Raw genomic sequence first — 25,115 nt, 5'->3', positions numbered from 1 at the left:
GACACGCCCTCCGCGATACGAGGGAGAGATACTGCCGTGACCACCGCACCCGTCGCCGCGCCCCCCACGCCCGCCGTCGCGCGTCCTGATCCCGCCGCCACGGTCGGCGACGTCGATCCGGTCGATCCGGTCGATCCGGTCGATCCGGTCGATCCGGTCGATCCCGGCGGCCCCGTCGCCGCCGCGCTCCGTGCGCTGCGCGAGGCCGCCGCCGACCTGCCCGACGCCGACCCCGAGAAGATCGCGGCGGCCGTGCTGCGCGGCCACCCGGAGGGCGGCGACGAGGCCGGCGCCCGCGCCCTCGCGATCGACGCCGCCGCCGGCCTCATCGCCGAGGAGCCCGCGTACTCCCGGCTGGCCGCCCGCCTGCTGACCCTCGCCCTCCGCGAGGAGGCCGCCGGCCAGGGCGCGGTCTCCTTCTCCGCGTCGATCGCCGTCGGCCACCGCGAGGGCCTGATCGGCGACGCGACGGCGGCCCTGGTGCGCCGTCACGCCGCGCGCCTGGACGCGCTGGTGGAGCGGGCCGTGGCCGAGCGAGCCGACGACCGGATGGAGTACTTCGGGCTGCGGACCGTCGCCTCCCGGTACCTGCTGCGCCACCCCACCACCCGCCGGGTGATCGAGACGCCCCAGCACTTCCTCCTGCGCGTCGCCTGCGGCCTCGCCGAGGACGACTCCGAGCGCGCGCTCGCCGACGTCGCCGAGTTCTACCGGCTCACCAGCACCCTGGCCTACCTGCCGTCCTCCCCCACGCTGTTCAACTCCGGCACCCGCCACCCGCAGATGTCCTCCTGCTACCTGCTGGACTCCCCCAGGGACGAGCTGGACTCGATCTACGAGCGGTACCACCAGGTCGCCCGCCTGTCGAAGCACGCCGGCGGGATCGGCCTGTCCTACTCGCGGATCCGCGCCCGCGGCTCACTGATCCGCGGCACCAACGGCACCTCCAACGGCATCGTGCCGTTCCTGCGGACCCTCGACGCCTCCGTCGCCGCCGTGAACCAGGGCGGCCGGCGCAAGGGCGCGGCCTGCGTCTACCTGGAGACCTGGCACGCCGACATCGAGGAGTTCCTCGAACTGCGGGACAACACCGGCGAGGAGGCCCGCCGCACCCACAACCTCAACATCGCGCACTGGATCCCCGACGAGTTCATGCGGCGCGTCGAGGCCGACGCCGACTGGTCCCTCTTCTCCCCCTCCGACGTCCCCGCGCTCGTCGACATGTGGGGCGAGGAGTTCGACGCCGCCTACCGCCAAGCCGAGGCCGAGGGGCGCGCCGTGCGGACGCTGCCCGCCCGCCAGCTCTACGCCAGGATGATGCGCACCCTCGCCCAGACCGGCAACGGCTGGATGACCTTCAAGGACGCCTCCAACCGCACCGCCAACCAGACCGCGCGCCCCGGCACCATCGTCCACTCCTCGAACCTCTGCACCGAGATCCTGGAGGTCACCGACGACGGCGAGACGGCCGTGTGCAACCTCGGGTCCGTCAACCTCGCCGCCCACCTCGACCGGGACGGCGCCGGCGGCTGGACCGTGGACTGGGAGCGGCTGGACGCGACGGTCCGCACCGCCGTCACCTTCCTCGACCGCGTCGTCGACATCAACTACTACCCCACCCCCCAGGCCGCCACCTCCAACTCCCGCTGGCGCCCCGTCGGCCTGGGCGTGATGGGCCTGCAGGACGTCCTCTTCCGCCTGCGGCTGCCGTTCGACTCGCCCGAGGCGCGCGAGCTGTCCACCCGCCTCGCCGAGCGCGTCATGCTCGCCGCCTACGAGACCTCCGCCGCGCTCGCCGAACGCTTCGGCCCCCACCCCGGCTGGCAGGCCACCCGCACCGCCCAGGGCGTGTTCCACCCCGACCACTACCCGGACGCCCACCCCGCCTGGCCCGAGCGGTGGACGGCGCTCCGCGCGCGCGTCGCCCGCTCGGGCATGCGGAACGCGCTGCTGCTGGCGATCGCCCCCACCGCCACGATCGCCTCCATCGCCGGGGTCTACGAGTGCGTCGAGCCCCAGGTGTCCAACCTCTTCAAGCGCGAGACGCTCAGCGGGGAGTTCCTCCAGGTCAACACCTACCTCGTGGCGGAGCTCAAGCGGCTGGGCCTGTGGCACGAGGAGACCCGCGAGGCGTTGCGGCAGGCGAGCGGCTCGGTGGCCGAGCTGCCCGGGCTGCCCGAGGAGGTGCGGACGCTCTACCGCACGGCGTGGGAGCTGCCGCAGCGTGCGCTGATCGACATGGCCGCCGCCCGCACCCCGTACCTCGACCAGAGTCAGTCGCTGAACCTCTTCATGGCGGCGCCCACCATCGGGAAGCTCAGCTCGATGTACGCCCACGCCTGGCGGCAGGGGCTGAAGACCACGTACTACCTGCGCTCCCGGCCGGCCACGCGCATCGCCCAGTCGGCCCGCGCCGCGGTCCCCACGCCCACCGCCGTTCCCGGTCCCGTTCCCGGCTCCGTTTCCGTTTCCGTTTCCTCCGATGTCCCCGTCCCTGAGCAGGCCGTCGCCTGCTCGCTGGAGAACCCCGAGTCCTGCGAGGCATGCCAGTGACGACCACCACGCCCCCGACCAGCACGCCGCGGAAGACCACCAGGAACCTGCTCGACCCGGGATTCGAGCTGACGCTGCGCCCGATGCGCTACCCCGACTTCTACGAGCGCTACCGCGACGCCATCAGGAACACCTGGACCGTCGAGGAGGTCGACCTCCACTCCGACGTCGCCGACCTCGCGAAGCTCTCCCCCGGCGAGCAGCACCTGATCGGCCGGCTCGTGGCCTTCTTCGCCACGGGCGACTCGATCGTGGCGAACAACCTGGTGCTGACGCTCTACCGGCACATCAACTCGCCCGAGGCCCGCCTCTACCTCTCCCGGCAGCTCTTCGAGGAGGCCGTCCACGTCCAGTTCTACCTGACGCTGCTGGACACCTACCTCCCCGATCCCGACGAGCGCGCCGACGCCTTCGCCGCCATCGAGAACATCCCCTCCATCCGCGAGAAGGCCCGGTTCTGCTTCCGGTGGATGGACTCGGTGGAGGACATCCAGCGCCTGGACTCGCGGGAGGACCGCCGCCGCTTCCTGCTCAACCTGGTCTGCTTCGCGGCCTGCATCGAGGGCCTCTTCTTCTACGGCGCCTTCGCCTACGTCTACTGGTTCCGCTCGCGGGGCCTGTTGCACGGCCTGGCCACCGGCACCAACTGGGTGTTCCGCGACGAGAGCTGCCACATGGACTTCGCGTTCCACGTGGTCGACACCGTCCGGCAGGAGGAGCCCGAACTCTTCGACGAGGAGATGGGACGGCAGATCACCGCGATGCTGCGGGAGGCCGTCGAGGCGGAGCTTCAGTTCGCCCGCGACCTGTGCGGCGACGGCCTGCCGGGCATGAACACCGAGTCGATGCGGGCGTACCTGGAGTGCGTCGCCGACCAGCGGCTCGTCCGCCTCGGCCTGTCGCCGGTGTTCGGCTCCGCGAACCCCTTCTCCTTCATGGAGCTGCAGAACGTCCAGGAGCTCACGAACTTCTTCGAGCGCCGCGCCTCGGCCTACCAGGTGGCGGTGGAGGGAAGCGTCTCGTTCGACGACGACTTCTGAGCGGGTCGTCCCCGCCCCGCTCCCCGCTCCGCCCCCGCCCGCGAAGGGCCGTGAACGGGCTCCGGCGCCCGTGACGTCACGCGTCACGGGCGCCGGAGTGGGGGTGGGGGATTCCCCCGGACGGGGCCGGCCTCAGAAGCAGTTCGGGGCGGACCAGTAGGGGCTCGGGTCGTGCGCCACGTGGGTGTGATCGTTGTGGCCGGGGTAGCCCGGGCCGAGGATCTCACCGAAGCCGTGGTAGCGGGCCTGCCGGGCCAGGGCGCACAGCGAGTGGCTGCCGACGAGGTCCACGCCGTCACCGTAGAGGTGGCGGCTGGTCGAGGAGCCACCGGCCGCGTTGTTGCACGCGTAGGAGCGGAAGCCACTGCTGACGTTGATGGGGGCGTCGCCCATGGCGTGACGCAGCGCCTCGAGCTTCCACATGGCCCGCAGCGCGTTGGAGCGTGCCGTGGCCGCGCTGACGGCGCCTCCTGAGTAGTCGGAGTTGCAGCGGTTCAGCTCCGCGTAGGTGAAGTGGATGGGGGTGCAGTCGTTGTCCTGCAGCGCGTAGATCTTGTTGAAGGTCTGCGAGCCGGCCACGCCGTCGACGGCCAGGCCGTAGGCCTCCTGGAAGCGGCGCACGGCGGAGGCGGTGTGCGGGCCGAACTGGCCGTCGATCGCGAGCACCGAGTTGTAGCCGGGGTAGCCGGCGACGCGGATCTGGAGCTGGCGTACGTCCTCGCCGGACATCCCCTGGCTCAGCGTGCGGCCCCAGGTGTAGCAGCCGTCCGCCTGTGCCGTGGAGGCGGTGGTCATCGATACGGCGACGCTAGCTGTAGCGAGCATGACAATTGTGAGCACAACGCGCAACACGCGTCTGAACATGCTTCCTCCGTGGGGAGAGAGGTGGAGCACTGGTCAGGAAAAGAGCTTGTCCCAGGGAGTCAACGCGCGTCAACCCACCGGGACTTGATCGAGTCAACGCGCGTCGCACACTCGGTGCGCCCCGAGCCGCCGTCATCCTCGTCCACCCCGGAGGGTGGACGAGGAACGACGAGCTACGGCTGGGTAACGTCGTTGGGAACGGTCTCGTACCGCGGCGTGCCCTCGGCCATCATCTTCAGGGCCTTCTTCCGCTCCCGCTTCGAGAGCCGGTCGATGTACAGGCGCCCGTAGAGGTGGTCCGTCTCGTGCTGGAGGCAGCGGGCGAAGTGCCCGGTGCCGCGGACGGCGATCGGCTGGCCGGTGGCGTCCTGGCCGCGGACCACGGCGACGTCGGGGCGCGCCAGCTCGGCCCAGGCGGTCGGCACCGACAGGCAGCCCTCGTTGTCGTCGTTGAGGACCCGCTCGCCCGCGGGCAGCTCGTCCAGCACCGGGTTGCACACCACGCCGACGTGGCGGACGCCGTCGTCGTCGAGGCAGTCGTATACGAAGACCTTCAGGTCCACGCCGATCTGGTTGGCGGCGATGCCGACGCCCTCGGCCGCGCGCTGGCTGGCGAAGAGGTCGTCGACCAACGTCGCCAGGCCGTCGTCGAACTCGGTGACCTCCCGGCACTCCCGGTGCAGCATCGGGTGACCGACGACGGTGATGGGCCGGGCGGTGCCGCGCTCGGCGTGTGCCCGCTCCCGCTCCGCGCAGTCCGTGGTGTCGTCGATGAACTCGTCGCCGACGTCGCTGACGCGCTCGTGGGTCTCCTGCTGCGCCATGTTCGCCGTATGCCTTTCCATAACCCTGTCCGTAACTCGTACAGCTTACGGCGCGGGCGGCGGGGCGTATGCCGGGCGCCCGGTCCCCGGTCGGGCGCCCTGAGGCCGCGCGGCCGGGAGGGGGCGCGGGGCGGACGGCGCCCGCGGCGGGATCGCGCGGGCGCCGGTGGGCGTGGTGGCGACGTGGTGGCTGCGCCGTGGCGCTGCGGTGGCGTGCGATGGCTCAGCAGACCTCTTCGAGGTCGCGCCAGTCGCGGGCGTCGGGGCTGTCGGCCACCCAGCCGTCGAGCAGGCCCCGCACCAGGGAGCGCGGTGCGGCGATCCCGCACTCCCGCTCCGGCGACCACAGGCCACCGGCCGCCGTGTGCCCGAGGGGGCCGGGGTGCCCCGGCACGCTGTGGTCGTGCGGGTCGTGGACCGCGAGGCCGTCGCCCTCCTCGGTGGGCATGCGGCTCTCTGAGCAGGCCCGGCAGAGCAGCCGGACGGACGAGGACCAGTCCTCCGCCGCGTACCCGGCGTCGGCCGCGAGCCGCTCCAGCGCGTCCCGGTCCGACTCCGTGGCCGCCTCGATCAGCACCACCCAGGTGGGGACCGCCGACGGCGCCCACAGCTCGATCTCGTCGAAGACCGGATACACGGCCGGCCGACCGGCGGCCGGCACGCCGCCCGGCGCCGTGGTGGTGCGCTCGCCACGGGGCACGCCGTCGTGCAGCACGACCTCGCCCCAACGCCGGCCGGAGGAGGGCAGCGGGATGTTCAGCACCTCGATGCGGGCGGGATCCAGCCGGCGGCCCCAGACCACCTCGGCCTCGCCGTCGGGCGACAGGCGCACGGCCGCGCCGCCCAGGTGCCAGTCGAGCGGTTCTCCCGAGCCCGCCGGCCCGCCGACGCCCGGGACCCGCAGGCCGTACGCCTGCCAGGCGCGGCGGGCCAGCGGCCAGTCCTGTAGGGCGGTGGCGGCGATGCCCACGTTCCACCAGTCCGGGGCGCCCGCGTCCTTCTCCAGCAACGCCACGGCGCGCAGGCCGGCGGCGCGCGCCGCCTCCCAGTCGTGCCGGAACTTGTGCAGCAGGGCGAGGTTGAACCAGGACTCGGCCAGCCACGGCTCCAGGTCGGCCGCCCGGGTCAGCAGCTCACCCGCGTCCTCGTAACGACCGTCGTCGATGAGGGAGAACGCGCGGTTGGTGGCCAGCCGCCAGTCCGTGGAGGGCCGCTGCCTCACCCTGCCGAAGATCCTCACGATGTCTCGCCTGATTCCCGCCTCGTAGTCTGCACTTCACGGTTCTCCTGTCCGTCCCGGACGGCATCCAACCATGGGCGCGCAGCTCCCTTGTCACGGCCCCTGCTCACAGGATGGGGCAGCGCTCGGCGGCACGCGAGACGGGACGGGAGGCGGGAGACGACCCTGGGCGACCGCACCTTGACCCTCGGTGCCCGCACCGGCGCGCGGGGCGTCCGGTGCGAGGCGAGGTGGGAGCGGAAGGCCGAGCGGGGCGGGTGCTACTCGGCGGACGGTGCCGGCCGGGCGGGCTCGCCCGACCCGGCGACGCCCTCGGCGGGGGCGGAGCCCTCGGCGGAGGTGGGGCGCTCGGCGGGGGCGCGGCCCTCGCCGGCGCGGATCAGGTCGATGCGGTCGAGGACCTTGGCCCGCAGGTCGGACGGCACCTCGTCATGGCCGCAGCAGCGCTTGACGAGCTTCTTCACCGACTCTTCCAGCCCGTACTTCTCCAGACACGGAGAGCACTCCTCGATGTGCTCCTGGAACTTCGCCGAGTCGACGTCCGGCATCTCACGGTCGAGGTACTCGTAGAGGTGGTCGAGGACCTCGGAGCAGTCCGTGGGGCGTGGCGACTCGCCGCTCATGATCCTGAGTCCTCCCGTGCCCCGGCTGGGACCAGCCCGCGTTCCCGTGCGTAGTCGGCGAGCATGTCGCGCAGCTGACGACGGCCGCGGTGCAGCCGGGACATCACCGTGCCGATGGGTGTACCCATGATGTCCGCGATCTCCTTGTAGGCAAAGCCCTCGACGTCGGCGAGATAGACGGCGATGCGGAACTCCTCGGGGATCGCCTGGAGCGCCTGCTTGACGTCGGAGTCCGGCAGGTGGTCCAGCGCCTGGGACTCGGCGGACCGCAGGCCCGTCGACATGTGCGACTCGGCGCGCGCCAGCTGCCAGTCCTCGATCTCCTCGGCGGCGCTGCGCTGCGGCTCGCGCTGCTTCTTGCGGTAGGAGTTGATGAAGGTGTTGGTCAGGATGCGGTACATCCATGCCTTGAGGTTGGTCCCCTGGCGGAACTGGTGGAACGAGCCGTACGCCTTCGCGTAGGTCTCCTGCACCAGGTCCTCGGCGTCCGCCGGGTTGCGCGTCATGCGCAGGGCGGCGGAGTACATCTGGTCCAGGTATCCGAGGGCGTCCCGCTCGAAGCGGGCGTTGCGCTCGGCCTCGGTCTCGCTCGCGGCGTCGACGCGGGTGCCGTTGGTCTGCTCGCGCCTGTCGTCGTCCCTCGCGGTGACCGGACCCACCTCCTCGGAATCCTTCGGAGCCGTGGCGAGCCCGAGGTCGGGATCGCCCGCTTCGGAGGATAGACGACGATCCGCCCGGCCCGCTGGCCGGGACGCGCGCTCGGCGGCCAGCCGCAACGTCGCCCAGTCGATCTCCGCGGCGCGCTGAACAGGCCGCTTCGCGGTGGTGACGCTCGGTGCCAGGCAGGCGGTCGGTGCCATCTGCGGGGTCTCCCTCGGGTCGGTGTCTGCCAGGGGACAACACCGACGACCCCCCGCACATTCCCGGCCGCCGCCGCCCGGCGGCGGGGAGGCGGCCGAGTCGGCAGGCGGCCGGAAGCGGGCGGGCGGAAGCGGCCCCGGCGCAGGCGGCCGGGACGCCTCGGGCGCGACCGTCAGAAGAGGGTCTCCTCCTCCGGGGCGGGCAGCTCGCGGACGAGCTCGGGCCCGTTGTTCCGAACGCTGCTCACCTCGGTGGTGACCGGGTACGCCCGGACGCTGCCGGGCGGCGGCGGGTCGAGCAGCCCGCGTATCTCCTCGGGGTCGGTGCGGTGGGGGTCGAGCCAGGCGTCCCAGCGGTCGGGCGGCAGCATCAGCGGCATCCTCGGGTGGATCTCCGCCAGGCTGCGCGGACCCGTGTGGTCCTCACCGCCCGCCTCACCGGCGCCGGCGGCGGCGTCTGCCCCGACCCCCGCCAGCGGCGTGGCCTCGGCCTCGGTGGTGACCACCGTGCACGTCGCCCACCAGGCACGGGGGTGGTCCTCGGGGAGCGTCTGGTCCCGCCAGAACTCGTACAGCCCGGCCATGGCCATCACCGAGCCGTCGGCGGGCGTCACGAAGTACGGCTGCTTGCGGGGGCGCTTGCGCTTCCCCTTCTCCTCCTCCACGCGCTCCTCGCGGCCCGTCACCCACTCGTAGTACCCGTCGGCGGGGAGGAGGCAGCGGCGGGCGGCGAAGGGCCGGCGGTACGCGGGCTTCTCGTGCACCGTCTCGGCCCTCGCGTTGATCATCTTGGCGCCCATCGCGGGGGACTTGGACCAGGAGGGCACCAGGCCCCAGCGCAGCACCCGCAGCTGGCGCACCGGCTCGGGCCCGGCCCCCGCCTCCTTCAGCGGCCGCTCCAGGACCGCGTACACGTCCTTGGTGGGGGCCACGTTCCAGTCGGCGGCGAGGGGCTCCTCGGGATCCCAGTGCCGCACGTCGAAGAGCCCCACGAGATCCTCGGGTGACCTGCTCGCCGCATACCGTCCGCACATGCCGGCGAGCCTACCGCCGCCCACTGACACCCCGACTACGGGCCGTAGCGGCCTTCGCACCGGCGACCAACCGTCGCAGAAGTACAGGAATTCATGAAGGAGCAGTGGAGACATCTCCTTGTTCGTCCCGCCTCGCCACTCACCCTCCATGATCTGCGAGCAAGTGCCTTGACGTGTGCGCCAGCTGGTCACAGCTTTGGGAGCGCTCCCATTCACACGCCCCCCACCGGCCGCCGCGCACACCTCACCCACACATCTCCCCCACTCTTCTCACGTCTCCGCGCGACCTTCCCCCGAGCAAACCAACACCTCTCGCCACCTTGGCGGCCAACGGAACGGACGGAATGAACAGGGCCAAGCAACCCATAGGCGGCGGCCGCCCTGGTGACGGGCGGTCATCTCGAACAGGTCTGCGACGCTATGGTGTTCGCCATCGCACGCCCCTTCCCATGATTTACGTACAGAGAGCGGGCAGCCGTGGACTACTGCACAACCTGTCGCCGCCACCTCAACGGCGCGCTGCTGTGCCCGGGTTGCGGGGAGATCACGAACTGGCCCTCGGCCGGCTCCAGCCGCGCGGGCTCGCGTTCGAGCGGCCCGGCGACACGGGCGGGGGCGCCTGACGCGTCGGGGACACCGGCCGACGCGGCGACCGGGGAGGCGGCGTCGGAGCGGTACCGGCGATGGACCGCGGACGAGTCCGCAGCGGCGACCGGCGCGGGCGGCGACGCCGTGGCGCCCCCGCCGCGCCGTACCCCGCGCGGCGAGACGCCCGGCGCGGCACGGCTGCCGGACCCGACGGTGTCCGGTTGGCGCCCCGACGAGCCGGAGCCGCCCGGCATGGGCGGCCTGCGCGTGCCCTCCGCCAGTGCCCGACGGGCCCACGAGACCGGCACCACGCCCGGGAGGCAAGAGGCCACCGGCGCGGGAGCCACCGGCCCCGACGCGAGCGGCTCGGGCATGCCGCGCCGCAGGCGGGCACGGCCCTCGCCGGCCGTGGACCCGTTGAGCGGCCGGACCACGGACACCGCTGCGGGCGGCCCGCGCCCCGACGCCGCCACGGGCACGACCGCGGGCGCGGCGGGCGCCGGGCGCGGCGGCCGGCGTGACCGCGGCGAGCGGGACTGGTTCCAGTCGGAGGGCACGAGCGCGGCCCGCGCTGACGCGTCAGCCGACGTCGCGGCCGACACCTCGTCGGCCAGGCGGTCGAGCGGCCCGCGCGGCGCCTCCCGGGCCACCGCCTCGACGGGCACGGACGCGTACCCCACGACGGGCGGCGCCGCGGGGCTCTCCGACGGCCGGCCGCTGTGGCGTGACGAGCGGGAGACCCCGAACACCACGGCCACCCACCTCACGCCGGCGGCGTCGCCGCGTCCGGGCACCCGACGGGGCCCGGCGGGGGACGCGGCGGGGACGCGGACGCTGCCGGCCGTCGCCGACGGTCGGTCGGGGGGCGCGGCCGGACTGCCGACCCTCGGCACCGTCGAGGGCGACGGCGACCCGGACGGCCCGCACACCGCCGCGCTGCCCGCCGCCGACACGCGCTCGGGCGGCGGCGGTGGCGGCCGTGGCGGCGGCAGGTCCCGGGGACGACGCGCGGCCCGTCAGCCGAGGCGCCGCCGCTACCTCGTGGGTGGCCTGCTCGGCGTCGTCCTCGTCGCCGTCACGATCGGCGAGGTCGGGGACGTCGTGATGCCGAGCGGCGAGCCCACGGGCGCCGACCGCCAGACCGAGGCGGACGGCGACCTGTCCTCCTCCCCCGAGAGCACCGACGACGGCGACGGCGAGGACCGCGACCAGAACCAGGACGGCGACGACGGCTCGGGAGCCGGCGTGGGCGACCCGTCGTCCTCCTCGCCGGAGGACAGCTCCTCCCCCGAGGAGTCGGAGGACAGCGACCGCGAGGGCGAGGGCGGCCGCGACGACGAACCCGGCGACGAGAGCTCGGGACCGGAGGAGACCGAGGGCGGCGGCTCGATCACGGAGCCGACGCCCGGCGAGTCCAGCCCGTCCGACCCGACCACGGACCCGACCACGCCCGATCCGCCCACGAGCGAGCCGCCGCCGAGCGAGCCCACCCAGGAACCCTCGCCGAGTCCGACGGAAGAGGACGAGGACTGCTTCCTCTTCATCTGTTGGTGAGGCTTCTGTTGGCGAGGCGCCCGTCGGCGGACTGCCAACCGGTGGCGCCGGGGTCAGGCGCGGCGGCGAGACGCTCCCGGGGGAGCGGGTCCGCGGGCGGGACGTCCGCCCGCGGACCTCACCGCCGCCGTCCGTCGGCTCCTCGGTGGGCCCGTCGGCTCCTCGGCGGGCTGAGCCCACACCGACGAGCGGCGACGGCCGGGCGCGGCCCCGCCCCGCCGGGCCGCGCCCGAACCCGCGCAGGCCGAGGGCCCCGGCTGTCGCTCGGTGGCCGGGGCCCTCGGGGTCGGGTGCGACGTGCGCCGCGCCCTCGGTCAGGCAGCGCTGACCAGGCAGCGCCGATCAGGCGGCGCTGTCGCCGAACAGGATGGAGTACGTCGCGATCGCGACCGCGGCGTCCACCTGCGCCCAGAAGCGGTGGTAGTTGAACGTCGGCGCCTCGCCGCCGTCGAGGTACGCCTGCACCTTCCCCCAGTCCGGGTCGTCCCGGAGGAACGAGCGGATGGAGTCGAAGGTCGAGCCCGGCTCGATGACGTCGCCGTTCGGCATGGTCCCGCTGAAGCCGGACGGGATGTACACCTCGTCGACCAGGCGGTCGTAGGCGTCCTTCACCTCGGGCGTCGAGACGCCCAGGTCGTCGGAGTGCGCCAGGATGCCCTCGATCAGGCCGGCCGCCGCCTCCTGGGCCTCGGTGTTGCCACTGGCCGCCGCGTACCAGCACAGGGTGTTGGCGAGCGAGCCGGTGATGCCGACGTCCTGGTTGTAGTTGGCGACGGAGCAGGTCAGGCCCGCGTTGTCACCGGGGTTGGCCGGGTCCCACTCGTCCGGCTCGCCGGACCACTCCAGGGTCGCGGGGATCTGGAAGTCGGGACCGGTGGTGATCTCGCTCAGCACCCAGGGGACCCACTTGTCGAGGAGCTCCTTGGCGAGGTAGTGGCCGGAGGCGTAGTACACCTCCGCCACGCGCTGCATCGACCAGGCCTGGAAGCCGAACCAGTTGTTCGACGGCGGGTCGTGGTAGACCGGCTGCCAGTCGTAGGCCATGCCGTTGAACGTCGGCAGGTTGCCCGGGTCGCCGTAGGCGCCGCCGAAGCTGTTGCTGGCGCCGCCCGCGATGGCGCCGGTGGAGGACTGGAGCCAGCGGTAGAACTCCAGCTGACGCTGGAGGCTGGTGGCCCAGTCCTCGGCGCCGGTCGGGCTCTCCGGCGGCATGCCGCCCTCGGACAGGGCGTAGGCGGCCATCGGGTTCTGGTAGCCGAAGTGGCAGTGGCTGGAGCCGATGCGCCAGGCCCATCCCGCGCTGGTGTCCAGGGCGCCGCCCCAGGCGTAGTACCAGGACAGCAGGTAGTGGCAGCTGTCCTTGCCCTGCGCCGGGGAGCAGGAGTTGGGGTCGGTGCAGTTGCCGATGACCTTGAAGTACTTGTCGTACATCGCGTAGCGCAGGTAGTCGCCCATCATGGACGCCTTGGCGACGGTCTCGGCGACGGCCGACTCGTTGCCCTGCTCGGCGGCCCACTCCTTGGCCCAGTACGCGGCCTGGATGGCGCGGGCGTCCGCGTCGGGGGCGTTGGTGTAGCGCCACTGCTGGGCGTAGGACGCGTCACCGGTGAACAGGTCGAGGAAGCCGTTCTCGCCGCCGTAGCTGAAGTCCTCGATCGACGGGTGCGGCACGGTCTCGAAGACCGACTCCTGCGGGCCACGCTGGTAGGTGTTGATGAACGTGGGGCCGTCGCCGAAGCCGTAGACGTTGTCCACGTCCTGGAGCCAGTGCATGCCGTAGACGTCGTCCGTGCCGTAGGTGGACGACAGCTCCGCCGCGAGCGGGTCCTCGCCGACGGGCACGTCGCCGTCCAGCTGGGAGGGGTAGCCGGAGGGGTCGTCGTGCTCGGGCGCGTAGGTGGCGGGCGACGACGGGTCGTAGAAGCTGTTGGTGGGCTGCTGGTCGGACGCGGGGATCATGTACTGCTCCATGACGCCCCACGCGTCGTTGAACGGCCCCCACTCGCCGGTGATCCGCCCGTACAGCGCCTCCAGCCAGATGAGGTAGGAGTACGCCTCGGACGTGGTCTCGTGGCCGTGGTCGGGCGCCTCCACCAGCAGCGTCTCGACGGAGTGGTACGGAATTCCCTCGGGCGAGAAGTACGGGCCCGCCTTGATCTTCTCGTAGAGCGCGAGGAAGTCCTGCTCGGCCTGGAGGAGCTGCGGGGCCTGCGACGACGAGCCCGACCCGCCCGTCGCGCCCGTGGCCAGACGCGCCGTGACCGGGAGGGACACGGCGGCGGCGGTGCCCGCGAGGACGGCCCGGCGCTTCACGTTGGTCTTTCGGTGGCTGGTGCTCTGCGTGGATGACTCTTCTTCTGATCCACGGTGGATCCGCATGGGGCCTCCTGCGGCTCGGTGGGGGACGAGGCAGTGCGCGTCGTGACATGACGTGCACACGGAAACCAGTGGGAGCGCTCCCAAGCATTGGGGCACCGTGTGCGTGCGTCAAGACCCTTGACACAACGGGCCGCTCAACGGCAGGTCAGCGGTAATTTCTCGAACGCCCCCTTGGCGGGAGGGGGTCTTGTGCCATACGGTCCCCTTCAACCAGTGGGAGCGGTCCCATCTGTCAGGCGCCGAGGACGGCGCGCCATGACACACGGAGCGCTCCGAATGCATCCCCCCACGTTTCCCCACATCGCCCCCACCTCCGTCACACGTTCACCCACCCGGCCACCCGCTGCACCAGCCGCAGCGGTGTGCACCCATGCCGTCGGTCGGGCGAACGACAGGCGGTGCGGCGTGGGGGGTGCGCCCAGCGATTCGTTCGGCTGGCGACCTGGCGCGTCGCCCCCGACGCCGTAACGGCTTCGGGACACAGCAGGAAGTCACCTCCGCAGCAGGAGTCACCGGAGAAAACCTTCTGGAGGAAGGACCGTAATGAGCCGCAGTAGCCCCCCACACTCCCCCACACACCGTCTGCGCCGGCGGCGCCCCGTTCTCGCCGCCGGAGCACTGCTGGGCGCCGCGGCCATCGCCGCCGGCGGTTTCAGCTTCGCCTCCGCCGACGAGCCGTCGACCTTCCAGCGGGTGGACAACCCGTACGAGGGCGCCGAGGTCTACGTCAACCCGGACTGGTCCGCCAACGCGAGCGCCAGTGGCGGCCAGGCCATCGCCGACCAGCCCACCGCCGTGTGGCTGGACCGGATCGCCGCGATCACCGGCGGCTCCGCCGGTAACAGCACCGGCCTGGAGGAGCACCTCCAGAACGCGGTGGAGCAGGCCGGCGGCGAGCCGCTCGTGTTCCAGATGGTCACCTACAACCTGCCCGGCCGTGACTGTTCGGCGCTCGCCTCCAACGGCGAGCTCGGGCCGGAGGAGATCGAACGGTACAAGACCGAGTTCATCGACCCGATCGCGGAGATCGTCGGCGAGTACGCCACGGCCAACCCCAACCTCCGCATCGTGAACATCGTCGAGATCGACTCGCTGCCGAACCTCGTCACCAACGTCGGCGACCGCGAGACGGCCACGCCCGAGTGCGACGAGATGCTCGCCAACGGCAACTACCAGGAGGGCGTCTCCTACAACGTCGGCACCCTCGGCGAGTACGAGAACGTCTACAACTACATCGACGGCGGCCACTGGGGCTGGATCGGCTGGGAGAACAACTTCGGCGCCTCCGCCGACCTCTTCAACGAGGTCATCAACACGGCGCCCGCCAGCCCCGACAAGGTCGCCGGTGTGGCCGTGAACGTCGCGAACTACGGCTCCATCGAGGAGCCGAACTTCGACCTGAACCAGACGATCGCGGGCACCCCGGTCCGGCAGTCCTCGTGGGTGGACTGGAACCAGTACACCAACAACCTGGACTTCGGTCTGGACTTCGCCGCGGCGGTCGACGGCGGCGGCGGCCTGCTGATCGACACCTCCCGCAACGGCTGGGGCGGACCTGACCGTCCCAGCGGCCCGGGCGCGGAGAGCAGCGTCGACGAGTACGTCGACGGTGGCCGCATCGACCGCCGGATCCACACCGGCAACTGGTGCAACCAGGCCGGCGCCGGCCTCGGCGAGCGGCCCACCGCCTCCCCGGTCTCGGGTGTCGACGCCTTCGTGTGGATCAAGCCCCCGGGTGAGTCGGACGGCTCCAGCGAGGAGATCCCGAACGACGAGGGCAAGGGCTTCGACCGCATGTGCGACCCGACCTACGAGGGCAACCCGCGCAACCAGAACAACATGTCGGGTGCCCTGGGCGGTGCGCCGCTCTCCGGCCACTGGTTCGAGGCTCAGTTCCAGGAGCTGATGGACAACGCCTACCCGCCCCTGTGACGGACGGCGTGACCACCGGCTTCTGACAGCGGCGGTCTGACCGCCGCGCTTCCCCCCACGCCCCGCCCCCGGTGTTCTCCAGGCACCGGGGGCGGGTGCGTTGGGCGGGCGCGTTGGGCGGGCGGGGACCGCGCGGGGCGGCCGAGATCGGCCCCACGACGGACACGCGGGGTCGGCACCCCCGGCCACGGAGGAGGGCGATCCCCGGCCATGTGAGATCGCACACCCCCGCCGGGGGCGGGTCCTCGTGCCGCGCCGGCGGGCGTCTCCCGGGGTGCTCGCGAGACTCCCCGGGGCCGCGCCGGAACGTGCCGGAACGCGCCGGAACGTGCGGAAGCCGTGCCGGGACCGGGTCGAAGCCGTGCGCGGGGCCGGTCCGCCGGGCGGCGCCGGACACGTCAGCGGTTCGCCGCACCCCGTCCCCCACCACGTCCCGTGCCCCCGCCCACCGCCGTCCGCGCCGTCCGTCCGGCCCCGCCGGGGCTGATCCCGCGGGCGCCTCGGGCCGCGAAGCCGGCCGCCTCGGACTGTTTCGTCCGACGTTGTGGTGAGCTTGATGTCGATGACACGATCCCGCGCCCTCACCCCCGTCGTCCCGGCCGCCGCGGCCGCGGCGCGTTCGAGGTGTGAACGGGCGGGGCGGAGGTCGCGCCACGGACCGCCGCCGTCGCCGCCGTCCTCGTGGCCGCCGTCGCCGCCCCCGCCGTGGCCGCGGCGGTCGAGGCGGCGGGGACCGGGACGGGCGCTGGGGGAAAGGGCCGGACGAGGGCCGGCGCCCTTGCCGGCGCCAGGGCTAGGACGACGCGCGTCGCACGAGCTCCGTCGGCAGCACCAGGCGCGGCAGCTCGGGTCCGCCGTCCCCGATCTCCTCCAGCAGCGCCCGCGTCATGGCCCGCCCCATCGCCTGCGTGGGCTGGTTGACGCTGGTCAGCGGCGGGTCCATGTGCCGGGCCAGTGCCGAGTCCTCGAAGCCCACCAGGGCCACGTCGTCCGGCACCGAGCGCCCGACCTCGCGCAGGGCGCGCCGGGCGCCGACGGCCATCAGGTCGGACGCGCAGAAGACCGCGTCCAGCTCCGGCCGGCGCCGCACCAGCTCCCGCATGGCGACGTGTCCGCTCTCCTCGGTGAAGTCGCCGCGCGCGACCAGCTCCTCGTCCACCGGCAGCCCCGCGGCGCTCAACGCCTCCCGGTACCCCTCCAGGCGGCACTGGGCGACGTACATGTCGGCGGGGCCCGCGATGGTGGCCACCTGCTTCCTGCCGCGACCGAGCAGGTGCTCCACGGCCAGCTGGGCGCCACCGCCGTTGTCGCAGTCCACGTACGGCACCCGCTCCTCGGCCGACCTGCGGCCGGTCATCACGGCGGGGACGCCCGCGTCGGCGAGCTGGTCGGGCAGCGGGTCGTCGCCGTGCACCGAGATCATCAGCACGCCGTCCAGGCGGTTGCTCGCCGCGTACTGCGTGAAGCGCTCCCGCTCCCTGGGCGTGCGGATGAGCGTCAGCAGCAGCTGGATGTCGGTGTCCGCGAGTTCCGCGCTCACGCCGCGGATGATGCCCGAGAAGAAGGGCTCGGTGAAGAGCCGCTCCTCCGGCTCGGGCACGACGAGCGCGATCGCGTCCGAGCGGTTGGCCGCCAGCGCCCTGGCGGCGCGGTGGGGGACGTATCCCAGGTCGGCGATCGCCTGTTGCACCGCCGCACGTGTGCGATCACTCACCCTGGGCGAGCCGTTGATCACGCGGGACACGGTGCCCCGGCCCACCCCCGCGCGGGCCGCGACCTGTTCGAGCGTTGGTCTGCCATCGCGGCCCGTGCCGCGTCCTGCCTCTGCCATCGATCCTCCAGTTTCAGCCCCAGGATCCAACTACATCACGGATACCGAGTCGTGAGCCTCGACGTCTTGACACGCGTCGATGGCTCCGGAACCCTTCAACTCATCACATCTGGGAGCGCTCCTACATATGCCAAACCCTACAGAACCCGTACGTTCCGAGCCCAGGCCCCCCGCCCCCCACGCGTCGCACCACCCGGCTGGGAAGGCAACGTCAGTGAGCCAGGAGGACGACCCGTCATGCGTAGTAATGCCCGTACCCGTATGTTCCCACCGCGCCGCCACGTCCACAGATCACTCGCGGTCGGTCTGACGGCCGTCCTCGCCACCGGCCTGCTCGCGTCCTGCAGCAGCGACGACGACGGCGAGGGTGGTGGCGGCGGCGACGAGCAGATCACCCTGAACGTCGGTCTGTTCGGGAGCATCCAGTTCGAGGCAGCCGAGCTCTACGCCGAGTACGAGGAGCTCCACCCGAACATCAACATCGAGCAGACCTCCGTCCAGGAGAACCAGGACTACATCACCCAGCTCCGCAACCGCCTCACCCAGAACAGCGGTCTCGCGGACATCCAGGCCATCGAGGTCGGCAACATCGCGGAGATGGCCGGCGACCTCAGCCCCCGCTGGATCGACTTCAACGAGTACGACGTCGACCTCAGCCACTTCCAGGAGTGGAAGGTGGCCCAGGCCACCGACCCCGAGGGCCGGGTCATCGGCCTCGGCTACGACATCGGCCCGATGGCCATCTGCTACCGCACCGACCTCTTCGAGGAGGCCGGGCTCCCCACGGACCGCGAGGAGCTCGCCGAGCTGTGGGACGGCAGCTGGGAGAACTACCTGGACGTCGGTGACGACTTCCTCGCCGGCACCTCCAGCGACGCGGCCTTCGTGGACTCCGCGGGCAGCGTGTTCAACGCCGTCGTCTACGGCTACGACGAGCGGTTCTACAACGACGCCGGCGAGCTGGTCTACGAGGAGAGCCAGGCCGTCCAGGACGCCTGGGACATCTCCGTCCGCGCCGCCAACACCGAGGGCATGACCGCCCGCCTCGACCAGTTCACCCAGGACTGGGACCGCGCCTTCGCCAACGGTGACTTCGCCACGATCGCCTGCCCGGCCTGGATGCTGAGCTACATCGAGGAGAAGGCCGGCCCCGAGGGCGCCGGCACCTGGGACGTCGCCGCCGCCCCGCAGGCCTCCAACTGGGGTGGCGCCTTCGTCGGCGTGCCGGCCTCCGCCGAGCACGTGGACGAGGCCGTGGAGCTCGCCGCCTGGCTGACCGCGCCCGAGCAGCAGGTCAAGCTCTTCACGCGGACCAACGTCTTCCCGTCGTCCGCGGAGGCCGCCGCGGACTCCGAGGTCGTCTCGGTCACCAGCGAGTACTTCAACGGCGCGCCGACCGGCCAGATCTTCTCCGACGCCGCCGGTGAGATCCCCGCGGCCGTGATCGGCCCGCGTGACCAGACCATCCAGGAGGGCCTGACCGACGGTCTGGTCCAGATCGAGCAGCAGGGCGTCTCGCCCGACGAGGCCTGGGACAACACCATGAGCCAGCTCGAGAACGCCCTGGCGGAGTGATCGGGAAAGGCTGATGACGACTGATCACAACGCGACCGCGCCTCCCGGATCCCCGGGGGGCGCGGCCCCGCGCCCCGGCACCACGCTGGTGACGCCCGACTCCCCCGCGAAGGCGTCCGGCTCACCGGCCTCCCCCACCCCCTCGACCGGCAAGGAACGCGACAGCTGGCGGTCGCGGCGCTACCGCTGGGACATCAAGTTCAGCCCCTACGGCTTCATCGCGCCGTTCTTCCTCCTCTTCGCCGCGTTCGGCCTCTTCCCGCTGCTCTACACGGGCTGGGCCGCCCTCCACCAGTCGTCGATGATCACCCCCACCGAGATGGAGTGGGTCGGCTTCGACAACTTCACCCGGCTGTGGGAGGACGAGTACTTCTGGAACGCGCTGCGGAACACCTTCCTCATCGGGATCATCTCGACGGTGCCGCAGCTGGCGATGGCCCTGGGCCTCGCCCACCTGCTCAACTACAAGCTGCGCGGGAGCATGTTCTTCCGCATCGCGATGCTCGCCCCGTACGCCACCTCCGTGGCGGCGGCCGCCCTGGTCTTCGCCATGCTGTTCGGGCGCGACTACGGCATGATCAACTGGGCCCTCGGCTTCGTCGGCGTCGACGCCATCGACTGGGAGTCCGGCGACTGGACCTCGAAGCTCGCGGTCTCGGCGATCGTGATCTGGCGCTGGACCGGGTACAACACCCTGATCTACCTCGCCGCCATGCAGGCCGTGCCGAACGACCTGTACGAGTCGGCCTCGCTGGACGGCGCCAACCGCTGGCAGCAGTTCCGCCACGTGACGATCCCCGCGCTCCGGCCGACGATCCTCTTCACGATCGTGGTCTCCACGATCGGCGCCACCCAGATCTTCGGTGAACCCCTCCTCTTCGGCGAGGGCCAGCCGGACGGTGGCGCACAGGGCCACTACCAGACGCTCGGCCTCTACATGTACGAGACGGGCTGGTACAACCTGCACATGGGCCGGGCAGCCGCCATCGCCTGGGTCATGTTCCTGCTGCTGATCCTCATCGGGCTGGTCTACTGGGCCCTCACGCGCCTGATCGGTCGCAGCAGTGGCACGAGCGGCGAGGAGGCGTGATGGCGACCACCACAAGCACGCGGGCCGGTGCCCTGCCGGTCACGGAGCGCTCCGCCGGCTCCCCACCCCCCGCGCCGCCCCGCCGTGGACGTGCCCGCAGGGCTGGCAGCGCCGGCCGGCAGCTGCACGGCGGCTGGCTGACGTACACGGTCCTGGCCATCTTCACCCTGGGTTCCGTCGCGCCGCTGGCCTGGGCGTTCATCGCCTCCTCCCACGACAACAAGCGGCTGGCCGAGGCCACCCCGCCGTTCTGGTTCGGCAGCCACCTCGGCGAGAACTGGGAGATGGCCTGGGAACGCGGCAACGTCGGCCACGCCATGATCAACACCCTGTTCGTGGCCTCCACCATCACGGTGGCGACGGTGCTCTTCTGCACCCTGGCGGGCTTCGCCTTCGCCAAGCTCCGCTTCCGGGCGCGGAACCTGCTGATGCTGCTGGTCATCGGCACGATGATGGTGCCCCCGCAGCTGACCGTGGTCCCGCTGTTCATGTACATCTCCGACCTGGGATGGACCGACCACCTCCAGGCAGTGATCCTGCCGATGCTGGTGAGCGCCTTCGGCGTGTTCTTCATGCGCCAGTACCTGGTGGCGGCGCTGCCCACCGAACTGATCGAGGCCGCCCGGGTGGACGGCGCGCACAGCCTGCGGATCGTGTGGCACGTGGTCTTCCCCGCCGCCCGACCCGCCATGGCCGTGCTGGGCATGCTCACCTTCGTGATGGCGTGGAACGAGTTCTTCTGGCCGCTCATCGTGCTCAGCCAGAACAACCCCACGGTCCAGGTCGCCCTGACCGGCATCGGACAGGGCTACGTCCCCAACCAGGGCGCCATCATGGCCGGCGCGGTGCTCGCCACCCTCCCGCTGCTCGTCGCACTGGCGTTGTTCGGGCGGCAGATCGTGGGCGGCATCATGCACGGAGCGATCAAGGGCTGATCACCCACTCCGAGGTCCGACACTCCTCTCCTACCGTGAAATGGGAGCGCTTCCATGACTGAAATCCAACCCCGGGTGTTTCCTGCGGACTTCCTGTGGGGCGCGGCCACCTCCTCGTACCAGATCGAGGGAGCGGCCCGCGAGGACGGTCGTACGCCGTCCATCTGGGACACCTTCAGCCACACCCCCGGCAAGGTGCTCGGCGGCGACACCGGCGACGTCGCGGTGGACCACTACCACCGCTTCCGCGACGACATCGAGCTGATGCACGGGCTCGGCCTGCGCTCGTACCGCTTCTCCGTCTCGTGGTCCCGGGTCCAGCCCACCGGCCGCGGCCCGGCCGTCCAGCGCGGCCTGGACTTCTACCGCGAGCTCGTCGACGGCCTGCTGGAGAAGGGCATCGCCCCCTGCCTGACCCTCTTCCACTGGGACCTCCCCCAGGAGCTGGAGGACGCCGGCGGCTGGCCCGCCCGCGAGACGGCGGAGCGGTTCGCCGACTACGCGCTCCTCGTCGGCGAGGCCCTCGGCGACCGGGTCGGCATGTGGGCCACCCACAACGAGCCGTTCTGCGCCTCCTTCCTGGGGTACGGCTCGGGCGTCCACGCCCCCGGCCGCACCGAGCCCGAGTCCGTACTCAAGGCCGCCCACCACCTGAACCTCTCCCACGGCCTGGCCGTCAAGGCCCTGCGCACGGTGCTGCCGCGCGGCGCGCAGATCGGCATCACGTGGAACCCCGTCGTCGCTCGGCCGTACTCCGACAGCCCCGAGGACGCCGACGCGGCGCGTCGCATCGACGCGCTCCAGACCCGGATCTTCTCCGACCCGGTGCTGCACGGCGCCTACCCGGAGGACCTCAAGCGGGACACCGCGCGGGTCAGCGACTGGTCCTTCGTCCAGGACGGCGACGAGGCCACCATCCACCAGCCGCTGGACTGGGTGGGCATCAACTACTACACCCCGGCCGTCGTCTCCGCCGCCCAGGACGGCGACCCGACCGAGGGCGCCGACGGCCACGGCCAGTCGGAGCACTCGCCGTGGGTCGGCTCCCACGACCTGGTCCGCTTCCACAACGTGCCGGGTGAGCGCACCGAGATGGGCTGGCTCATCGACCCAACCGGCCTCACCGAGCTGCTGCTGCGCTACAGCCGCGAGGCCCCGGGCCTGCCGCTCTACATCACGGAGAACGGCGGCGCGTTCGAGGACAAGGCCGACGAGGCGGGCATGGTCCAGGACTCGGACCGCATCGCGTACCTGCACGGCCACCTCGGCGCCGTCCACACGGCGATCGAGCAGGGCGCGGACGTGCGCGGCTACTTCCTGTGGTCGCTGCTGGACAACTTCGAGTGGGCCTACGGCTACAGCAAGCGGTTCGGCATGGTGCACGTCGACTTCGAGACGCTCAAGCGCACTCCGAAGGCGTCCGCGCACTGGTACTCGGAGGTGATCGCCGCGGGGCAGCTGCCCGCGTAGGCGAAGAGGACCACTGTGAGGGGGGGAAGGGCATGCCCGGCGCACCCCGTCACCGCCCGACGCGCCGGGCATGCCAGGGGTCCCGGGCCGGTGCAGCCACCAGTCACCCAGCACCGGCACCGGGACCCCCTGTTCGTTTCCGGCCGCGGGCCGGCGCCGCCCCGTCGTGCGGCCCGGACCCGCGGCCGGACCGCGTCCCCGTCTGAGCCCGCGGCTCAGGCGTCGCCGAGCCGGCGCAGCTGCTGTCGCGCGGCGCCCGCGTCGAGCCGGCCACCGCGCTCGACCAGACGGGCCGCCACGGCGCGCCGCTGCTCCTCGGGACGGTGGCCGTCGTACTTGAACTTCGCCGCCACGTCGGTCACCCGGATCCGCAGGCCGCGGATGCCGGACAGCTGCCTGCCGTAGGGCGGCCCGTCGACGGTGACCTCGGCGTGGCCCCCGGCCGGCTCGTGGTGGGCGAGTTGGCGGCGCAGCAGCCGGGCCTTCTCCTCGGGGTCGTCGACGATCTCGGCCAGGCCGGTCAGCACCACGGCCGCGTAGTACGAGGTCGGCACCCCGTGGTCGGGCGGCTCGTCGTCGCGGGCGCGCCAGGCGGCGGGCACGTACGCGTAGTCGTCCACGACGCTGAGGGCCACGCGCGGCGCGAGGGCCAGGGCCCGCCACACCGGGTTGGGGCGGGCGAAGTGCGTCACCACCTCGGCGAGACCGGCCTCGCCGTCGCCCTCCCCCCTCTCGTCGAGCACGAAGTGGGTGGGCAGGACCAACGGCGGCCCGCCGGGCGGCCCGTTCACGACGAGCTGCCCGAAGTCCCGGCCGGCCGCCAGCCACGCCCGCCACTCGCCGGCCTCGTCGGCCGCGTCCCACGGGTGGATCATCATGGCGTCCTCCTCCTCACGCTCACCCGCCGCGCCGCTCTCCCCGGCATGTCAGAACCGTCCCGCCGACCCCGTCAGGTCGCCGTCACGCGCCCGTGACCAGCCGCGTCACGGCCACGACGCCGGGTCCGAGCCGAGCCAGGCCGGCCACGAGCTCCTCGCCCGCGCGGCCCAGCTCCTCGTCGTCCACGGCACCGAGGGCGTCCATGACGAACACCGCCCGCGTGGTCTCGCCCGTGATGCGGGTGCGGGTGCACTGGCGCCAGTTCCAACGCCGGCAGGTCACGCCGAGGTCGTCGGCCCACACCACCTCGCCCGGCTCGGGAGACTCCACCACCGGCTCGCCGTTCGCGGTGGTCTCGAAGCCCTCCTCGCCCGTGGCGCGCAGCAGCCGCGGCGGGCCCTGGTACCGGTCGAGGTCCTCGCCGCCCAGCGGCAGGACGTGGGCGACGGAGATCGCGTTGTACACGTCGGTGATGCGGTCGATGCGCGGCAGGCCGGCGTCGACGCGGCGCAGCAGCGCCTCGACGCTGGGCCGCGTGCGCTTGGGCTTCATCCCGGCGGCGCGGAACGCCTCGTGCCACTGCTGGACGTGGGGGTTCTCGCCCGGCGGCTGCTCGGCGAAGCGCTCCCTGGCCTCCTTCTCGGCGCGCGCCAGCACCTCCTCGCTGGCCGCGTCGCTCGGCCCCGGGTGGAGCCCCTCGACGGCGACGAGCAGCGCGCGGTAGTCGGGGCGCAGGGCCGTGACCTCGGGCGCGATGGTGGCCTCGGCGAGGACGGCCGTGAGGGAGGCGGTCGGGGATGTCATCACTGCTCCACTGCGGAAACGAGGGGGAACGACGGGGATCGGAACGACGGGGGACGACGGCACGCGGCGGGACACGCGGCCGGCCTGGGCGGACCCCCGCGTCCCGTACGGTAGTCGACCCCCGGGGCGCGGCACGTGGCGATTCCGGCATGCGGCCGTCGGGCCACGCCGGGCGCCGTCAGCGGAAGACGCTGTCCGGCGGGCGGGGCGAGGGCAGGGCGGTGGCGTCGGTGACCACGGCGGCGCCCGCCGCGAAGTCCGTGAGCTCCGCGTCGGCGAGGAGCCGCGCCGGGTACGGATCGCCCGCGCAGCGCCGCGTCAGCTCGGCGACGGGCGGCTCGCGGTCCGCGGCCAGCAGCACCCCGTTGCCGAACCGCCTGCCGCGCAGCACGGCCGGCTCCGCCATCAGGCAGGCGTGCGGGAAGCGGCTGCGCGCCGTGGCCACCTGCCCGCGCAGGTGGGCGAGGGGCGGGCCGTCGGTCAGGTTGGCCGCGTACCAGCCGCCGGGCGCCAGCACGCGCCGCACCGCGTCGAGGAACTCCCCGCTGGTGCAGTGCGCCGGGGTCCTCGCGTCGTCGAAGACGTCGACGATGACGAGGTCCGCCCACCCCTCGGGCAGCCGGTCGAGCACGACGCGCGCGTCCAGCGCCCTCACCCGTATCCGGCTGCCGTGGGGCAGCGGCAGCTCACGGCGGACGAAGGCGGTGAGCCGGCTGTCCGGCTCCGCCACCTGCTGCTCGGAGCGTGGCCGCGTGACGGCGACGTACCGGGCCATGGTGAGGGCCCCGCCGCCCAGGTGCAGCACGGTGACGGGCCGCCCGGCGGGCGCCAGCAGGTCGGCGACGTGCCCCAGCCGGCGCTGGTACTCGAAGACCAGCCGGCGGGGCTCGGCGAGGTCGACGTGGGACTGGGCCGCGCCCCCGATCAGCAGCTCCCAGGCGCCCTCGCGGTCCGGGTCGGGCACGAGCCGCGCGACGCCGCCGTCGACGGCCTCACTCAGCTCGGCGCGTCCCCGCCGCCTGCGGCCGCCGTTCGCCTCC

At 72.6% G+C, this 25,115-nt stretch carries 18 protein-coding genes and 1 pseudogene; 8 read left to right on the top strand and 11 right to left on the bottom strand.

What is annotated here, in order from left to right; all coding sequences use genetic code 11:
- The first annotated feature begins 36 nt into the window (after positions 1 to 36).
- A complete protein-coding gene (locus ACTWP5_RS26945; RefSeq protein WP_443223734.1) occupies positions 37 to 2,553 on the top strand; it encodes a ribonucleoside-diphosphate reductase subunit alpha in 2,517 nt (838 codons plus the stop codon).
- On the top strand, positions 2,544 to 3,593 hold the full coding sequence (locus ACTWP5_RS26940) for a ribonucleotide-diphosphate reductase subunit beta (RefSeq protein WP_443223733.1): 1,050 nt from the start codon (positions 2,544 to 2,546) through the stop codon (positions 3,591 to 3,593). The genes ACTWP5_RS26945 and ACTWP5_RS26940 overlap by 10 nt, the downstream gene beginning before the upstream one ends.
- A 132-nt stretch (positions 3,594 to 3,725) precedes the next feature.
- Here ACTWP5_RS26940 and ACTWP5_RS26935 read toward each other — a convergent pair whose 3' ends face one another.
- From ACTWP5_RS26935 to ACTWP5_RS26910, 6 genes are all read right to left on the bottom strand, one after another.
- A complete protein-coding gene (locus tag ACTWP5_RS26935; protein ID WP_443223732.1) occupies positions 3,726 to 4,457 on the bottom strand; it encodes a D-Ala-D-Ala carboxypeptidase family metallohydrolase in 732 nt (243 codons plus the stop codon).
- A gap of 173 nt (positions 4,458 to 4,630) precedes the next feature.
- Positions 4,631 to 5,281, bottom strand: coding sequence for a peptide deformylase (def, locus tag ACTWP5_RS26930; protein WP_443223756.1), 651 nt, complete (start codon positions 5,279 to 5,281; stop codon positions 4,631 to 4,633).
- 223 nt (positions 5,282 to 5,504) lie between these two features.
- Positions 5,505 to 6,521, bottom strand: coding sequence for a tetratricopeptide repeat protein (locus ACTWP5_RS26925; RefSeq protein ID WP_443223731.1), 1,017 nt, complete (start codon positions 6,519 to 6,521; stop codon positions 5,505 to 5,507).
- 260 nt (positions 6,522 to 6,781) lie between these two features.
- Positions 6,782 to 7,144: a mycothiol system anti-sigma-R factor gene (gene rsrA / locus ACTWP5_RS26920; RefSeq protein WP_443223730.1), complete on the bottom strand. Its 363-nt coding sequence runs from the start codon at positions 7,142 to 7,144 to the stop codon at positions 6,782 to 6,784.
- Positions 7,141 to 7,803, bottom strand: a complete 663-nt coding sequence (locus ACTWP5_RS26915; protein WP_443223755.1) for a sigma-70 family RNA polymerase sigma factor — start codon at positions 7,801 to 7,803, stop codon at positions 7,141 to 7,143. The genes rsrA and ACTWP5_RS26915 overlap by 4 nt, the downstream gene beginning before the upstream one ends.
- Positions 7,804 to 8,177: 374 nt before the next feature.
- Positions 8,178 to 9,038: an SOS response-associated peptidase gene (locus ACTWP5_RS26910; protein WP_443223729.1), complete on the bottom strand. Its 861-nt coding sequence runs from the start codon at positions 9,036 to 9,038 to the stop codon at positions 8,178 to 8,180.
- A gap of 477 nt (positions 9,039 to 9,515) precedes the next feature.
- On the opposite strand from ACTWP5_RS26910, the gene ACTWP5_RS26905 reads away from it, so the two are divergent.
- Positions 9,516 to 11,180: a hypothetical protein gene (locus ACTWP5_RS26905; protein ID WP_443223728.1), complete on the top strand. Its 1,665-nt coding sequence runs from the start codon at positions 9,516 to 9,518 to the stop codon at positions 11,178 to 11,180.
- A 342-nt stretch (positions 11,181 to 11,522) separates the two neighbouring features.
- Here the strand turns inward: ACTWP5_RS26905 and ACTWP5_RS26900 are convergent.
- Positions 11,523 to 13,496, bottom strand: a pseudogene (locus ACTWP5_RS26900) (glycoside hydrolase family 48 protein); the annotation flags it as partial.
- A gap of 606 nt (positions 13,497 to 14,102) precedes the next feature.
- On the opposite strand from ACTWP5_RS26900, the gene ACTWP5_RS26895 reads away from it, so the two are divergent.
- Positions 14,103 to 15,491, top strand: a complete 1,389-nt coding sequence (locus ACTWP5_RS26895) for a glycoside hydrolase family 6 protein (protein WP_443223727.1) — start codon at positions 14,103 to 14,105, stop codon at positions 15,489 to 15,491.
- Between the two features lie 793 nt (positions 15,492 to 16,284).
- Here ACTWP5_RS26895 and ACTWP5_RS26890 read toward each other — a convergent pair.
- On the bottom strand, positions 16,285 to 17,322 hold the full coding sequence (locus ACTWP5_RS26890; protein WP_443223726.1) for a LacI family DNA-binding transcriptional regulator: 1,038 nt from the start codon (positions 17,320 to 17,322) through the stop codon (positions 16,285 to 16,287).
- A gap of 237 nt (positions 17,323 to 17,559) precedes the next feature.
- Here ACTWP5_RS26890 and ACTWP5_RS26885 point away from each other — a divergent pair, with 237 nt between their 5' ends.
- Genes ACTWP5_RS26885 through ACTWP5_RS26870 form a run of 4 tightly spaced genes read left to right on the top strand, consistent with a single transcriptional unit; the run spans position 17,560 to position 22,392 of the window.
- On the top strand, positions 17,560 to 18,897 hold the full coding sequence (locus ACTWP5_RS26885) for an ABC transporter substrate-binding protein (protein ID WP_443223725.1): 1,338 nt from the start codon (positions 17,560 to 17,562) through the stop codon (positions 18,895 to 18,897).
- Positions 18,898 to 18,910: 13 nt separating this feature from the next.
- On the top strand, positions 18,911 to 19,987 hold the full coding sequence (locus tag ACTWP5_RS26880) for a carbohydrate ABC transporter permease (protein WP_443223724.1): 1,077 nt from the start codon (positions 18,911 to 18,913) through the stop codon (positions 19,985 to 19,987).
- A complete protein-coding gene (locus ACTWP5_RS26875) occupies positions 19,987 to 20,922 on the top strand; it encodes a carbohydrate ABC transporter permease (RefSeq protein WP_443223723.1) in 936 nt (311 codons plus the stop codon). Before ACTWP5_RS26880 ends, ACTWP5_RS26875 begins: the two co-directional genes overlap by 1 nt.
- A 54-nt stretch (positions 20,923 to 20,976) precedes the next feature.
- Complete coding sequence (locus ACTWP5_RS26870; RefSeq protein WP_443223722.1) at positions 20,977 to 22,392, top strand: GH1 family beta-glucosidase; 1,416 nt, start codon at positions 20,977 to 20,979, stop codon at positions 22,390 to 22,392.
- A 215-nt stretch (positions 22,393 to 22,607) separates the two neighbouring features.
- On the opposite strand, the gene ACTWP5_RS26865 is transcribed toward ACTWP5_RS26870, so the two are convergent.
- The 3 genes from ACTWP5_RS26865 to ACTWP5_RS26855 all read right to left on the bottom strand — a co-directional run bounded on the left by ACTWP5_RS26865 (position 22,608) and on the right by ACTWP5_RS26855 (position 25,075).
- Positions 22,608 to 23,270 carry an FMN-binding negative transcriptional regulator gene (locus ACTWP5_RS26865; RefSeq protein WP_443223721.1) on the bottom strand — a complete coding sequence of 221 codons (663 nt, stop codon included), beginning with the start codon at positions 23,268 to 23,270 and terminating at the stop codon, positions 22,608 to 22,610.
- An 82-nt stretch (positions 23,271 to 23,352) separates the two neighbouring features.
- Positions 23,353 to 24,075: a B3/B4 domain-containing protein gene (locus tag ACTWP5_RS26860; protein WP_443223720.1), complete on the bottom strand. Its 723-nt coding sequence runs from the start codon at positions 24,073 to 24,075 to the stop codon at positions 23,353 to 23,355.
- Positions 24,076 to 24,253: 178 nt separating this feature from the next.
- Entirely contained in the window at positions 24,254 to 25,075 is an 822-nt protein-coding gene (locus ACTWP5_RS26855; RefSeq protein ID WP_443223754.1) for a spermidine synthase, read from the bottom strand.
- Positions 25,076 to 25,115 lie beyond the last annotated feature (40 nt).

Source organism: Streptomyces sp. 4N509B (genome assembly GCF_052245655.1).
In the GTDB taxonomy this organism is placed as follows: domain Bacteria; phylum Actinomycetota; class Actinomycetes; order Streptomycetales; family Streptomycetaceae; genus Streptomyces.
Note: the sequence above shows the minus strand (reverse complement) of the source record. Positions and strands in the feature narration are given on the sequence as shown.

What these genes read in the sequence shown, in the direction of transcription:
- ACTWP5_RS26940 (WP_443223733.1), top strand. Translation starts at nt 2,544, where the DNA reads ATGCCAGTGACGACCACCACGCCCCCGACCAGCACGCCGCGGAAGACC.
- ACTWP5_RS26935 (WP_443223732.1), bottom strand. Translation starts at nt 4,457, where the DNA reads ATGTTCAGACGCGTGTTGCGCGTTGTGCTCACAATTGTCATGCTCGCT.
- def (WP_443223756.1), bottom strand. Translation starts at nt 5,281, where the DNA reads ATGGCGCAGCAGGAGACCCACGAGCGCGTCAGCGACGTCGGCGACGAG.
- rsrA (WP_443223730.1), bottom strand. Translation starts at nt 7,144, where the DNA reads ATGAGCGGCGAGTCGCCACGCCCCACGGACTGCTCCGAGGTCCTCGAC.
- ACTWP5_RS26910 (WP_443223729.1), bottom strand. Translation starts at nt 9,038, where the DNA reads ATGTGCGGACGGTATGCGGCGAGCAGGTCACCCGAGGATCTCGTGGGG.
- ACTWP5_RS26895 (WP_443223727.1), top strand. Translation starts at nt 14,103, where the DNA reads ATGAGCCGCAGTAGCCCCCCACACTCCCCCACACACCGTCTGCGCCGG.
- ACTWP5_RS26890 (WP_443223726.1), bottom strand. Translation starts at nt 17,322, where the DNA reads ATGGCAGAGGCAGGACGCGGCACGGGCCGCGATGGCAGACCAACGCTC.
- ACTWP5_RS26885 (WP_443223725.1), top strand. Translation starts at nt 17,560, where the DNA reads ATGCGTAGTAATGCCCGTACCCGTATGTTCCCACCGCGCCGCCACGTC.
- ACTWP5_RS26880 (WP_443223724.1), top strand. Translation starts at nt 18,911, where the DNA reads ATGACGACTGATCACAACGCGACCGCGCCTCCCGGATCCCCGGGGGGC.
- ACTWP5_RS26875 (WP_443223723.1), top strand. Translation starts at nt 19,987, where the DNA reads ATGGCGACCACCACAAGCACGCGGGCCGGTGCCCTGCCGGTCACGGAG.
- ACTWP5_RS26870 (WP_443223722.1), top strand. Translation starts at nt 20,977, where the DNA reads ATGACTGAAATCCAACCCCGGGTGTTTCCTGCGGACTTCCTGTGGGGC.
- ACTWP5_RS26865 (WP_443223721.1), bottom strand. Translation starts at nt 23,270, where the DNA reads ATGATGATCCACCCGTGGGACGCGGCCGACGAGGCCGGCGAGTGGCGG.
- ACTWP5_RS26860 (WP_443223720.1), bottom strand. Translation starts at nt 24,075, where the DNA reads ATGACATCCCCGACCGCCTCCCTCACGGCCGTCCTCGCCGAGGCCACC.